Raw genomic sequence first — 13,792 nt, 5'->3', positions numbered from 1 at the left:
AGCAACAGTGGCAACACGGCAGATAGGGTTTCAATAGCCGTTAAACCGATCTGAATGCAGAGCATCTCCATGAGCCGTTTCAGGATCAAAGTCACACATCTGTCATTTTCAAGAAGGTTAACGGTACCTCTGTAACATTTACTGTGGTATCATGCAGACTGAATCGACTGGCGCGACAAGGATTCGCTTCAGGAGGACGGTTTTGCAAATTGCATGTTTGATATCGAAACTGGTTCGGATAAAAACCTGACAGGGAAGTCGCGGTGTATGGAAAAGTTTCAAGGCGCGCTGACTTGTGTAGGTTCCAAAACGCGAATAACTCATTCGGTTGACTTAAATCGTTATCAAGTCTGCTTGCAAGTTGTGTTCGACTGAAGCGCAATGACCAACTTCGTGGGAGCGGCTGCTCCCCGAAGGTCTGAAGGGGATCGTGGTATCCGTCACCGCTTCGCTGGTGTTATGGGGCTGATTGTCGATGGTGCTACTGGTTGTTGAGCAGCTGTATCAGTCCGCGCGGCATCTGATTGGCCTGGGCCAGCATGGCCCTGGCAGCTTCGCTGAGCACTTGCTTGGAGGTCAGGGTGGATATTTCGTTGGCCATGTCCGTATCCCGTATGCGCGATTCAGAGTGCTGCAGACTCTGTTCCGCGACACTGAGGTTGTTTACGGTGTGGTCGAGACGGTTGCCAATAGCTCCCAGCCGCGAACGCTCGGTATTCACCAGCTCAATGGCCCGATCAACCTGAGTGATGGCCTTGGCGGCGCTCTCTTCAGTGACCAGGACCAGATTGGCAATACCCAGTGCCCGGGCGTCGAGTTGAGAAATGTTGGCGACAATATCCTGTTCTTCATTGGGACCAACCTGGAAGACCAGCGCGGTATCCACCAGGTTGAGATAGGTGGTGCTCTTTTCCTGGTTCGCTTCAAACTCCAGTAACTGCTGGCGGGAGTTCCAGCTGGCGGTGACGCCGATATTGCCTTCGATCAGGATATCAGCTCCCTGCAGGACTCCCTCCATGATGCCATTGGCCACCAGGGCGCTCCCAATCAGAGTGCCCCGGTGAGCGTCAAAGACCTCAACGGTATATTCGTTCTCCTGGGACTGCTGCAGTTCATGGAAATTAAAGGCGTCGATGACGCGTTGATCGGCAACCATGGAGATCTCGCCCTGAAGGCCATTGAAGAGTGAGCGCAGGAAAAATGTCCCTTCTATAGAGGCCTGACTTTCGCTGATCGCTTCACCTCGTGAGATAAAATCGGCTACGTGTTTGTTTATGGTCACGCTTTCCAGGTTGATGCCCAGTCCTTCGGTCTTGTGGGTGATGGCGCGGGCGAATTTATCCACCATCATGGCAATTGTGTCGTTGCCGTTGAGGACAAGCTCTGTGCGCTTGGAATTTCCGTAGAGCATGATGCGCTGTGGCAGTTCAAAGGTGTTAATACCTTCGGCAGTCTGGAAGGCCTGAATATCCTTGAGCCTGGTGTAAGTGGATGCGATACCGCCTTCACCGCGCAGTTCGATGGCCAGGTTCGAGTCAGTCATGGTGCCGGTGGAGCTTGGACGCATGTCCAGGGTGATGGAGCCGATGGATATGGCACCAGTGGATTCGTCCAGCTGGGGCAGATGGTAGAGAATCTGCTTGTTGCCGCTGGAAAGGGCGGTGTGCTGCAGCCCATTGGCGGTATAGGAAACATAGTAGGCGCCGCGGATTTCCCGCTCCACACCATTGTCCATGAACCGTTCGTCGATTTTGATGGCACCACCTCCCACGGTGAGGGTGCCATCCAGGTGTTCCGCCGCGTCTATGGAAAGCAGGATCTTGTCTCCTGTCTTTATGGTGCTGCCATCGCCGAAGTAGAGGCGGTTGTCCAGTGGGTCGGTGTTGTCGAAGATGTTGGCAAGAGGTACCTGCCCACCCGAGGTCAGTGTCCGCCATCCATTGACATTATTGGTGTCCAGATCAATGAAACCACTGCGATCCAGAGTCCCCATGGCCCAGTCACCCATATTGCCGGTTTTGACATCGATAAAGCGTATGCGCACACCCTGGGGGTCAACATCGGTGGCGCCACTTTCTATGGTAACGCCGGCCATGAACTCAATTTCCAGGTAGCCATGGACGCCTGCCTGGAGGTTGATGCCGGAACTGAAAACCATTTCACCACTGCTCAGAACGGCGGTATCGGAAAACTCGGTTCCCGTGATCATAAACTGCGAACCGGGCTGCTGATAGGTTCCCATAATACTGCCCAGATCGCCGACGGTGGAAAATATTTCCGGTGGCATGCCCTGGATCAGTGGTGCACCAGCGCTGGCCGCTGCGACGTTCACCTTGTAAATTCGCTGATCAGCAGTGCCAGTACGCAGGTTATCGGCTTCATAGATGCCGACCACACCCGAGTTGTTGGCCACATCACCCAGAAGGGTTCCCGATGTGATGATATCCCCGGCATAGGCGCCAGGCTGCAGAACCATGATGTTGGATTTGAGCACCTGATTCTTGCCGACTTTGGCTTCGACATCAATGCGATAATTTCCGGAGACAACCCGATCGCGGATGATGGCGGAGATACGGTCGGGATCTGTGCTGCGCCATGTGGCAGTGCCTTCACCGCTGAGGAGTTTTTTTGTGTTGAATTCAGTTGAGGAGGATATGCGATCCACTTCAGCGATGAGCTGATCCACTTCCCGCTGGATCTCCTGACGATCGCTGGCGTTAATACTGCTGGTGGCGGCCTGGACCGAGAGCTCCCGCATGCGCTGCAGGATGGCGGTGGTCTCCTGCAGAGCTCCTTCAGCGGTCTGAATCAGAGATATGCCATCCTGGGAGTTGCGAATGGCCCGGTTGATCCCCTGGATCTGGTTGCGCATCTTTTCTGATATAGCCATACCTGAGGCATCATCGGATGCCTGGTTGATACGTATGCCTGAGGAAATTCTTTCCAGTGCGTTTTTCAGGGGTGAGCCATGCATGTTCAGCGCGTTCATTGAACCCAATGCGGTTGCGTTACTATAGGTCTGCAATCCCATGAAAGTGCCTCCGGAAGATGATGTGTTGCGCAGGTGCTCCTGCAGAATATCGGAAAATTTTCGTTTACTTTTTCTGCCCATGACACTATTCCTTCACAGGTAAGGTCGACGAATATGCGGGCTTTCCCGGAACTCTTGCAATAAACTGACCACTTTTATCCGGAGCCATTTATGAGCGAAGCCATCTCCCTGTCAGAAGCTCACCCACAGACACACTATCCCATCTCTCCCCTTCACGGCGAGCCAGTACATGCGCTGCCTTCATCCCCTGGCGCCAGGTCGGTACAGCCGCCGGCCGATGACTATACCCGTCACTTTCATCCGCAGATCCGAACGGAACTGTGGCAGCAGGTGCAGCAGGAACAGGAGATCATGACCCGTCTGCAGGTACAGCGACAGGAACATGAATACACCGTCCGGCAACGTCATGAACAGCGCCAGGCGGAAGAGGCGAGCCAGCAGCAGGTGCGGCTTGTGGAGCAGCAGACCCGGGAAACTGTCCAAAGACACGAAGCAGGGGAATGGTATTCCGAAGGTGCAGCGGTGAGCGTTGAGGCGCAGACACCTCAGGCTTCAACGGAAAGTACCGATGCGGGAGATCGGGAGCCGCTTCCGCCAGAACGGGACGCTGAAGTTACCCCTGCGCCTGAAGCTCCGCAAGCCGCTACCGACTCCAGGGTATTGGCGGCTGAGGCCCGTGTCGCAGGGCTGGGGGAAATGGATCGTCTGGGAGCCAGAATCGAAGGCGATCTGCGCGAGCTTTCGCTCTCCCCCCTCCCTCAGTCGGAACCTCCACTGCGTCATCTGTTTGAGGCCCGTGAAGTTCTTGAGTTGATTGCGCGACAGGTGCAGGAGCGTGAAGGGGATTCCGGATTTGCGCAGCGGCTGCATCAGCATATTTCCGGTGCCCAGGTGGGGAAATTGCTGGGAGTGGAACCCTGAGTTTTTCCTTGACCCCGCCATAATTGTTCACTATATAGCCATGTAGTTAATAATTACCGGGGAGTTTACCTATGCAGTTTTCTCGACGCTCATTTCTGGCGGGGATGGCTGCCGCGGCCACGGCCACCGCTGTGCCGACCAAGGCCAAGGCGGCGCGGCGCTATTCCGGCGACATATCACCAGATTCCTACGCCACCCTGATTGATCTCACCAAGTGCGACGGCTGTCCCGGCAAAGACATGGCAGCTTGTGTCAGCGCCTGTCGCACTGCCAATGTTCATAAGTTTCCCGAACCCGACCCGGCAATGCTCAAGCCCTACTGGCCCCAGAACTTTTATGATGACTGGAGCGACAGGAGGGATGTTCATGATCGCCTGACTCCCTATAACTGGCTCTTCGTCCAGCACATTGCTGTCACCGAGAATGGCCATACCGAAGTGGTGCACGTGCCTCGCCGCTGCATGCACTGTGATAACCCTCCCTGTGCCAAGCTGTGCCCTTTTGGCGTCAAACACAAGCATCCTGAAGGTATGGTGACCATCGACCCCTTCCTCTGCTTTGGCGGCTCCAAGTGCAAGAGTGTGTGCCCGTGGCATATCCCTCAGCGGCAGGCCGGAGTGGGGATTTACACGCATCTGGATCCCCTTCCTGCCGGAGGTGGAGTCATGTTCAAGTGTGATCTGTGCAAGGATCGTCTGGATCGTGGCGAACAGCCTGCCTGTTTACCTGCCTGCCCAAAAGATGCCATGACCTTCGGCGCCCGCAGTGAAATTGACGCTTTGGCAGAAAAACTGGCACAGGAATACTCCGGGTATATCTATGGCCAGGCCGAGAACGGCGGAACCTCGACGGTGTATGTTTCCCGGGTATCTTTTGAAAAGATGCAGCAGGCTCTGATGGCCGAGGCCAAAGATCCTCGTCAGGTCACCCAGCTGCATCGCCCCACCAATATGCTGGATCGCACATCGGGCTGGGCGGGCATGACCCTGACCGCCCCGGTAATCGGTGCCGTTGGTGCTTTCGCTGGTGCCATGGCGGCTGGCAGAAAACCTGACGCCAAACAGCAGAAGCCACCTGCCACCGGCACTACCCCTTCCCAAGGAGAGTCCACCCATGAGTAAGTCTGCTCTGGTTGTCCGCCATAACCGGGTGGTGCGCGCCACCCACTGGACCATCGCCCTGAGCGCGCTGCTGTTGATTTTCTCCGGCTTTGGTGAAATGCCCATGTATGCCCGTTACGGACTGACCCAGGTGCCGGGATTCCGCTGGAGTGGGAACTACGAGATCAACCTGATTCTGCATTACATTGCCGCGTTCTTTTTCACCGCAGCAGTGGTCTTCCATATGATCTACCATGCCATGCGCCGTGAGTTTGCGGCGCTGCCCAGGAGAGGCGATGTCACCGAGAGTGTGCATATCATCTGGGCCATGATACGGGGCAAGGAAGAGCCGCAGCACGGAAAGTTCCTGGCGGAGCAGCGCCTGGCCTACGCCGCCATGGGGTCAGTTTCGCTGATTCTGGTACTCACGGGCCTGATCAAAACCTATAAGAACATGGGTAATATCATCCTCGACCCCATGTTTCTGCAGGTGGTGACCTACGTGCATACCATCGCCGCCATCCCCTTTGTCCTGCTGCTGCTGGCTCACCTGGCAGCGTTTCTGGTCAAGGCCAACTGGCCTCTCTTCCCCTCCATGTTCAGCGGACGAGTTTCCCGCGAGTATGCCCGGCGGAGGCACGGGAAATGGGATATTGAGAGCCAGTAATGGATGTTTTGCATTCTGCCGTCATGGTCAATGTTTTCACTTATAGATATTGCCCTTTTTGACCGCGCAAAAAGGGCACAAAAACGCGCCCCCGAACGCCCGTTCTTCCGGCTCGCCTGTTCTGGAGATCCGGCAGACACTACTTCCCTGCAGTGCTGCCGGACCACTCACTTCCTGCGAGTGTCCCATTCGGGTCTTGCCAGCCAGGCGTCGCACTCACCGGACGGGCTCAGGGGGGCGGCCTACCTCTGTCTCTTCCCCGTGTACTGTCCGCAGCACCTGTTGCGCCGCAGGGTGGTGGTGAAAACTTCAAAATTTCAGCAGTTGTGAATTTTGTGTCAGATTTCTCAGTCTGACGCGGTTTTTCCCCTCAAGAAAGTGTCGGGGAAATCCGAAAAAAGAGCAGACGAAGCTTTTGCACAGGGAGGTGCGCTCGTGGATAACAAGGAAGTTATGCTTCAACATGCCTATCGTTTTTGCCAGTCAATTCAGAATTCCATCGAAGAAGACATCGAACGGGAAGCGCAGACCGCCAACTCTCCCCCGGATCACTGGTCTGAAGAGCGTATCAAGTGGGAGCTGGAGTATCGGCGTCAGCTGAACCGGCGCTACAGTCTGCTGCGCCAGGCCCAGGATTACAACTGGGATGACGCGTTGCGCTATTACTTGCGTTATCGAAAAAGGTGATCCATTACCTCTTCGACTGAACTGACCCCGGTTATTCCCTTCCGTTCACGGAGGGGAATTTTTTTTGCGCTTTGTTCGGGGACGATGAAGTGATGGAATCCCAGCTTGCGTCCTTCCTGTATACGGAGCTGTGCCTGGGAGACGCTGCGCACTTCACCGCACAGGCCGATTTCGCCGAAGATCAGCAGCTGTTTGTCCAGGGGGATATTGCGGAAACTGCTGACCAGGGCAGCCGCAACGGCGAGGTCGCCGGAAGTTTCATTGATTTTGATGCCGCCGATGATATTGGTGTAGACGTCATTGTTGCTGATATTCATTCCAAGTTTCTTTTCCAGTACGGCGAGGATCATGTTCACCCGCGAGTGGTCTATGCCGATGGTGCTGCGCACCGGGTTGCCGAAGAACGAGCTGCTGACGAGGGACTGAATCTCCACAATCAGCGGGCGCGTTCCCTCCATGGTGGCGGTGGCCACCGATCCCGAAGCCATCTCCGGCTTCTCTGCCAGCAGCATCTGGCTGGGATTGTCGACGGAAACCAGCCCCTGGGCGGTCATCTCAAAAATCCCCACTTCGTTGGTGGAACCGAAGCGGTTCTTGACACTGCGCAGGATGCGGAAATTCTGGAAGCGGTCCCCTTCGAAGTAGAGTACCACGTCCACCAGGTGCTCCAGCACCCGTGGCCCCGCCAGCACGCCTTCCTTGGTGACATGGCCCACCAGGATGGTGGCCGTGCTGTTAGCTTTGGCCTGTTCCATGAGCGCAGCGGTGCAGTGGCGTATCTGGGAGACGGTGCCGGCGGCTGAATCCAGCTCCTGGGAGCTGAGGGTCTGAATGGAATCGATGATCAGCAGCTGGGGTGTGGTTTGCTGCAGCAGGGCCAGCACCTCTTCCAGGGAGGTGGAGGTGCAGACAAAGATTTTCCCCTGGGCAGTGCCAAGGCGATCCGCGCGCATCTTGAGTTGCTGCAGCGATTCTTCGCCGGAGATATAGAGAATGCTCAGGCCATCCTTGCAGAGGTTGCCGGCCAGCTGCATGGTCAGGGTGGATTTCCCGATACCGGGATCGCCGCCCAGCAGGACCATGCTGCCGGGAACCAGGCCTCCTCCCAGAACGGGCTCAAGCTCCTCCATGGAGGTGGGAATGCGGGAGGTGGCGCAGGAAGTTACCTGCTCCAGGCTGATGGTCTGCTGAGGTGTCGCGGCCGGGGCGCCGGAGGTCTTCTGTACCAGGGGAACCTTTTCCTCGCTGATGGAACCCCAGGTTCCGCAGTCGGGGCACTTGCCGTTCCAGCGGGGGAAACTGCTGCCGCACTGATTGCACTGGTAGACACTTCTGACTTTGGCCATGTGACACTCCATGGGAAAATTGGATGAAAAATACTAGCATACTTGCTACAACAAGCCTATCTGCTTCGAAGGAGGGCAACATGTCATACCGCATTGAAAAGGACACCATGGGTGAAATTGAAGTACCCGCCGAGAAGTACTGGGGCGCTCAGACCCAGCGCAGTCTGCAGAATTTTGCCATCGGCTGGGAGAAGATGCCCCATGGCCTTATTGAGGGCTTTGCGCTGCTGAAAAAAGCGGTGGCTCTGGTGAACCATGACCTGGAAAAGCTGGACCGCAAAAAGTGCGATGCCATTACGGCAGCCTGTGATGAGATCCTGGCCGGCAGCCTGGATGCGCAGTTTCCCCTCTCGGTGTGGCAGACGGGCAGCGGCACCCAGACAAACATGAACCTCAATGAAGTCATCGCCAACCGTGCCAGTGAGATGCTGGGCGCCGACTTCCGTACGGAAAAACCCATTCATCCCAACGATCATGTGAACATGTCCCAAAGCTCCAATGACACTTTCCCTTCGGCCATGCATATCGCGGCGGTCATCGCTGTGGAGAAGCAGTTGCTTCCCGCCCTGGATGCTCTGCACGCCACCCTGAAAGCCAAGTCAGAGGCTTTTGCCGGGATTGTGAAAATCGGTCGCACCCATCTGCAGGACGCCACTCCTCTGACCCTGGGGCAGGAGTTCAGCGGCTATGTGGCCATGTTGGAGCAAAGCCGTCAGCATATTGTGCAGAGTGTCGAGAGCCTGCGGGAGCTGGCCATCGGAGGTACCGCCGTGGGAACCGGACTGAACGCTCATCCCCAGCTGAGTGAGAAGGTGGCGGGCAAACTGACGGCGCTGACGGGCACCGCCTTCCACAGCGCTCCCAACAAATTTCACGCGTTGACCTCTCACGATGCCCTGGTCTTTGCCAGTGGGGCCACCAAGGGGCTGGCGGCCAATCTCATGAAAATCGCCAATGATATCCGCTGGCTTGCCAGTGGTCCGCGCTGTGGTATTGGCGAGATCGCCATTCCCGAGAATGAGCCGGGCAGTTCTATCATGCCGGGCAAGGTCAACCCCACCCAATCAGAGGCGCTGACCATGGTGGCCTGCCAGGTGTTCGGCAATGACAGCGCCATCGCCTTTGGCGCCAGTCAGGGAAACTTTGAGCTCAATGTATTCAAACCCCTGATCATTTATAATTTTCTGCAGAGTGTTCAGCTGCTCAGCGATGCCATGCACTCTTTCAACGACCATTGTGCCGTGGGAATCGAGCCGGATCGCGAAGTGATTGAGCGCAACCTGCACAACTCCCTGATGCTGGTGACAGCTTTGAACCCCCATATTGGCTATGATAATGCCGCCAGAATCGCCAAGACAGCGCATAAGGAAGGTGCCACCCTGAAAGAGACGGCCGTCAAACTGGGTATTCTCAGCGCTGAAGAGTTCGATCGCTATGTGGTTCCCGCTGATATGGTGCGGCCCAGATAATGGCGACACCGCTTCTGCTGGGCGCCCATACCAGCACCGCGAAAGGGCTGCACCTCTGTTTCGAGCGTGCCCAGGAGATCGGCGCCACGGCAGTGCAGATATTCACCCGCAACCAGCGACAGTGGAAGGCCCGACCGGTTACTGCGGAAGAAGTCACCCTTTTCCGGCGCACCCGGGAGAGGGTGGGAATGGCGCAGGTCATCTCCCATGCTTCTTACCTGCTGAATCTGGCCAATCCCGACTCCGGGAAGCGACAGCTCTGCGTGGATGCGCTGGTGGCTGAATACGAGCGCTGTACCCTGCTGGGAATCGAACAACTGGTGCTGCATCCGGGGGCGCATCTGCAATCGGGGTTGGAGGTGGGGGTCGGGCACATTGCCCAGACCCTGGATGCGGTACTGGAGCAGGTTGACCACAATATTGGCCCCCGACTGGTGCTGGAGAACGTGGCCGGCCAGGGTACCACCATAGGCTCGACCGTGGCTGAACTGGGCATGATTCTTGAGCGGTGTGTCCACGGTGCCGAGCTTGGAATATGCATTGACACGGCCCACGCCTTTGCCGCTGGCTATGATTTTCGCCACGCTGATGGTCTGGAGGGGTTACTGGCCGAGGTTCAGGATGCCGTTGGCTTTTCTCGGCTGAGCATGCTCCATCTCAATGATTCCCAGGCTGTCTTGGCTTCACGTCGCGATCGGCACGCCCGCATCGGCGAGGGGGAAATCGGCCTTGTGGCCATGCGGCAGGTGGTGCACCATCCGCGATTGCGCAATCTGCCCATGATTCTGGAAACTCCGGCGGGAATGGAAGGCTGGGCCAGGGAAATTGACCTGCTGCGCGTGCCCCTATGATTTTGCTTCCCGTTTCGCTATACTGCCCTGAAACTTTCTGGAGGTGATACCATGAAAAAATCAGCACTCGTGCTCTTTGGTCTGGGAATCCTGTTTGCCCTCAGTACTTCAGCTCTGGCCTCCGACAACATGAAGGCACTCATCGACCAGCGCTGTACCATGTGCCATACCTCTGAACGCATCTACAATGCTCCGCCAAAGTCCCTGGATCAGTGGCGTGAGACGGTTTTGATGATGGTTGTAAATGGAGCCGCACTGGACAACGCGCAGATGGAATCTGTAGCCCAGTACCTTTATTCCCTGCAAAACAAGTAAGGTCGAGGTCTCCGTGGGTTTACTCGTCGATGGAAAATGGCATGACAAGTGGTATGACACTGCCAAGCACGGTGGACGATTTGTGCGCGAAGATGCCCGCTTCCGCAACTGGATCACTGCTGATGGCAGTGCCGGGCCAGGTGGCTCAGCTGGGTTTACCGCTGAAGCGGATCGCTATCACCTGTACGTTAGCCTGGCCTGCCCCTGGGCCCATCGTACCCTGATTTTTCGTGCTCTGAAGGGCCTGCAGGAACTGATACCGGTCAGCGTGGTGCACCCCCATATGCTCGCCAGCGGCTGGGAGTTCGCCCCTGATCCGGAACCCCTCCATGGCAGCCGTTTCCTGCACGAACTCTATACCCGTGCAGATGACACCTACACGGGAAGGGTTACGGTGCCGGTACTGTGGGACAAGAAGCAGCAGACCATTGTGAGCAATGAGTCTGCTGAAATCATTCGCATGTTCAACGGTGCCTTTGATCATCTCACTGCAAATACTGAAGACTTCTGCCCCATAGGGCTTCTGCCGGAGATAGACCGCATCAACGAGTTTGTCTATCACCGTGTGAATAACGGCGTCTATCGCTGTGGGTTCGCTACTACGCAGGATGCCTACGAAGAGGCTTTTCATGAGCTGTTTGGGGCCCTGGATGAACTGGAACTGCTGCTGGGGAAGAGTCGCTACCTGGTGGGAGATCGCCTGACCGAAGCGGATTGGCGTCTTTTCACTACCCTGGTGCGTTTTGACGCAGTCTATTTCTGTCATTTCAAGACAAACCAGCGGATGATCTCATCCTATGCCCACCTCCAGGGATATCTCAAGGAGCTCTATCAGTATCCGGGAGTGCGGGAGACGGTGAATTTCGAGCACATCAAGCAGCACTACTTTTTCAGCCACGGTCATATGAATCCGGCACGCATTGTGCCCCTGGGGCCGGTTCTGGATCTCGACTCCCCCCATGGGCGTCATATCTGATCTGCGAGGAGTCAGCCGGTGTTTTTCTCCCTTGTGCTTGATGTCGATATCAAGTCCAACTTCCATCTGTTCATCCAGCTTTTTCAGCAGATCGGTGTGTATGGCATTATTATTCTGCTGCTGGGAAAACACACCTGGGTGCGCCACTGCTTCTATGATCGCACCGATATCAAATGCCAGGCCCGGCTGCTTGTCTTTTTTCTGCTGATTATCACGGTGGGGGAATTTCTGGCCACCGCCTACCATGGAACGCGTCTTTATTCCACTTCGGCGGTGGTCATTGCCGCCGGTTACCTTCTGGGCAGCATGTTCTGGGGGCTCGTCCTGGGGGCTATCGCCGGGCTCTACCACTTCATCCTTGGAGACTGGGCCGGGGCGGCCCAGTTCACCGCGTCGGCCATCATCGGTTTTCTCGCGGGCTACTTCGGCCGTAACGCCTTTCGCTTCAATCTGAAGCTGATTCCCATTGTCTTCTTCCTGGCATTTCTGAAGGTTCTCATCTTTTATGTGATGCTTTCCGACTACCCGGTGGCGCTCTTTCTGCTGATCAAGAGCGGTGTGGCCACCTTTGCCAGTGATTTTTTCGGTGGGCTGCTGCTGCTGTTCATGCTGAATTTCATGAACTCGGAACAGGAAAAAGAGCACAGTTTTGCCACCTCAAACGCGCTGCAGATTGCCAGCAAGACCATCGTTTTCTTCAAGGGCGGATTTACTGCCGATGGCGCGCGCCAGGTGTGCAGTATCATCCACCGCAGTATTCCCGTGGATGTGGTGGCGATTACTGACCATGAACAGGTGCTCTCCGCTTATGGGACCATTGATGACGAGGTTCACGGAGACGGAGCGCGGCTCTTCGACCGCGATGCCCGCAAGGCAATCCGTACGGGGGAAATTGTGTACAGCAAGCGTGAACGCCGTCGCAAGGGCAACCGGTTGCCGTATCATGGGCTCTATGTCCCCCTCAAGGCCTCCGATGAGGTGACAGGCCTGCTCGTGCTACGCAACTGGGGCAGTCGCAGTTTCTCCCCCTATGTCATGGAACTCATCTCAGGGCTGCAACAGCTGATTGGCGTGCAGATTGAGTTCGCCAAACTGCAGAAGCATAAGGAACTCTCTATTCAGGCGGAGCTGCTGGCTTTGCAGCGGCAGATCAATCCGCATTTTTTCTTTAACTCCCTCAATACCATTATGAGCCTTATTCGCATCGATCCGCCCAAGGCTCGCCGCTTGCTGCTGAAGATGAGTGAGATATTCCGGGTCACTTTCAAGAGCACGGCAGAAACGGTGCCGCTGAGCACGGAACTGGAGATTGTTCAGGGGTACCTGGAGCTGGAAAAAGCCCGCTTTGGCGACAATATCAGTGTGCAGCTGGACATCAGCCCTCCGGCCATGAAGTACCATCTCCCCCAGCTGATTGTGCAGCCACTGGTGGAAAACAGCTTCGCCCATGGTTTCAAGGGTCGTACCGGCAAATGGCTTATCGATATCAAGGCGCACTATGAGGAGGGGAGATTTTCCCTGAAGATCTGCGACAATGGTCATGGCGTAGCCCGTGAACAGCTGAGGAATATCATGCAGATGGGTGTGGGGAAGGGCTCCGGTGTGGGGCTCAGTAATGTGTATGAGCGGCTGCGCAACCTCTATGGTTCACGCCTGGCGTTTGCTGTTGACTCCGATACCGGGAAAGGATTCACGATCACCATTGTGATCACCGATGCCCAGGAAAAGGAGAGCCGCAACCAGGCTGGTGTCTTTGGTGACCACTGAGCTTTCGCGCCACTTTGCGCAGTCTTGCTCCGGTGATCTCCGCTGCGTGGCAGAAAAAAGTGCATACAACATGGTCCTGTAATGGTAATATTTGCTGCAATACAAAAGCTGTATTATGAATGGCATCATTTGTCCCTCCAGGGGCGTGGTGGGCAAGGATTTTTTCGTTGGAAGTTGAAGAAATACTCAAAAACAAATCAGTTCTGATTGTCGAAGACGAGCCCCTGACCCGACAGATGCTGGCTCGAATCCTGAGTTTTCGCGTGGGTGAAGTGATCGTGGCAGCCAACGGCAAGGAAGGACTTGAGCTGTTTCATTCCCGCAATCCCGATATTATTCTCTCTGATCTGGAAATGCCGGTGATGAATGGGGCCGATATGATCCGGGCCATCAGGCAGGTGAGCCCTGATAAGCCGATTGTGGTGATAACGGCCTTTGACGATGATGAGCATCTCGCGTGCGAGGCTGATTGTGTCCTGGTAAAGCCTATTTTCAAAAAAGAGTTGCTCGGCGTGCTGGCCGCCGTTGCTCAAAAACTCTGATGTCAGCAGTTCAGTCATGAGCCGTGCCTGTCCATCCCCAGTGCAGCGGGGGCCGCTGTCTGTCCGTTTAGTCTCGAGATGTCAACGCCTGCGCCACTG

Annotated in this window: 12 protein-coding genes; 10 read left to right on the top strand and 2 right to left on the bottom strand. The window is 55.9% G+C overall.

The genetic code is table 11. The features are described 5' to 3' along the window. Positions 1-481 precede the first annotated feature (481 nt). On the bottom strand, positions 482-3,031 hold the full coding sequence (locus SELIN_RS08025) for a flagellin N-terminal helical domain-containing protein (RefSeq protein ID WP_013506167.1): 2,550 nt from the start codon (positions 3,029-3,031) through the stop codon (positions 482-484). 171 nt (positions 3,032-3,202) lie between these two features. On the opposite strand from SELIN_RS08025, the gene SELIN_RS08020 reads away from it, so the two are divergent. From SELIN_RS08020 to SELIN_RS08005, 4 genes are all read left to right on the top strand, one after another. After that, positions 3,203-3,973, top strand: coding sequence for a hypothetical protein (locus tag SELIN_RS08020; RefSeq protein WP_013506166.1), 771 nt, complete (start codon positions 3,203-3,205; stop codon positions 3,971-3,973). 71 nt (positions 3,974-4,044) lie between these two features. Further along, positions 4,045-5,094: a 4Fe-4S dicluster domain-containing protein gene (locus SELIN_RS08015; RefSeq protein ID WP_013506165.1), complete on the top strand. Its 1,050-nt coding sequence runs from the start codon at positions 4,045-4,047 to the stop codon at positions 5,092-5,094. After that, complete coding sequence (locus tag SELIN_RS08010; protein ID WP_013506164.1) at positions 5,087-5,740, top strand: formate dehydrogenase subunit gamma; 654 nt, start codon at positions 5,087-5,089, stop codon at positions 5,738-5,740. Before SELIN_RS08015 ends, SELIN_RS08010 begins: the two co-directional genes overlap by 8 nt. Before the next feature lie 435 nt (positions 5,741-6,175). After that, positions 6,176-6,427 (top strand): hypothetical protein, encoded by a 252-nt coding sequence (locus SELIN_RS08005; RefSeq protein ID WP_013506163.1) that lies wholly within the window; start codon positions 6,176-6,178, stop codon positions 6,425-6,427. Here SELIN_RS08005 and radA read toward each other — a convergent pair. After that, positions 6,412-7,773 (bottom strand): DNA repair protein RadA, encoded by a 1,362-nt coding sequence (radA, locus tag SELIN_RS08000; protein WP_013506162.1) that lies wholly within the window; start codon positions 7,771-7,773, stop codon positions 6,412-6,414. The genes SELIN_RS08005 and radA overlap by 16 nt on opposite strands. An 80-nt stretch (positions 7,774-7,853) precedes the next feature. Between radA and fumC the strand changes: the two genes are divergently transcribed. From fumC to SELIN_RS07970, 6 genes are all read left to right on the top strand, one after another. Next, a complete protein-coding gene (fumC, locus tag SELIN_RS07995) occupies positions 7,854-9,242 on the top strand; it encodes a class II fumarate hydratase (RefSeq protein WP_013506161.1) in 1,389 nt (462 codons plus the stop codon). Then, complete coding sequence (locus SELIN_RS07990) at positions 9,242-10,093, top strand: deoxyribonuclease IV (protein ID WP_013506160.1); 852 nt, start codon at positions 9,242-9,244, stop codon at positions 10,091-10,093. Before fumC ends, SELIN_RS07990 begins: the two co-directional genes overlap by 1 nt. Before the next feature lie 51 nt (positions 10,094-10,144). Continuing rightward, complete coding sequence (locus SELIN_RS07985) at positions 10,145-10,408, top strand: hypothetical protein (protein WP_013506159.1); 264 nt, start codon at positions 10,145-10,147, stop codon at positions 10,406-10,408. A 13-nt stretch (positions 10,409-10,421) separates the two neighbouring features. Then, a complete protein-coding gene (locus SELIN_RS07980; RefSeq protein WP_013506158.1) occupies positions 10,422-11,384 on the top strand; it encodes a glutathione S-transferase family protein in 963 nt (320 codons plus the stop codon). 18 nt (positions 11,385-11,402) lie between these two features. Next, the gene (locus SELIN_RS07975; protein WP_013506157.1) at positions 11,403-13,151 is read left to right on the top strand and encodes a histidine kinase; all 1,749 of its coding nucleotides are present in this window, start codon (positions 11,403-11,405) and stop codon (positions 13,149-13,151) included. A 119-nt stretch (positions 13,152-13,270) separates the two neighbouring features. After that, positions 13,271-13,693 (top strand): response regulator, encoded by a 423-nt coding sequence (locus SELIN_RS07970; RefSeq protein WP_226507628.1) that lies wholly within the window; start codon positions 13,271-13,273, stop codon positions 13,691-13,693. Positions 13,694-13,792 lie beyond the last annotated feature (99 nt).

It is taken from the genome of Desulfurispirillum indicum S5 (assembly GCF_000177635.2).
In the GTDB taxonomy this organism is placed as follows: domain Bacteria; phylum Chrysiogenota; class Chrysiogenetes; order Chrysiogenales; family Chrysiogenaceae; genus Desulfurispirillum; species Desulfurispirillum indicum.
Note: the sequence above shows the minus strand (reverse complement) of the source record. Positions and strands in the feature narration are given on the sequence as shown.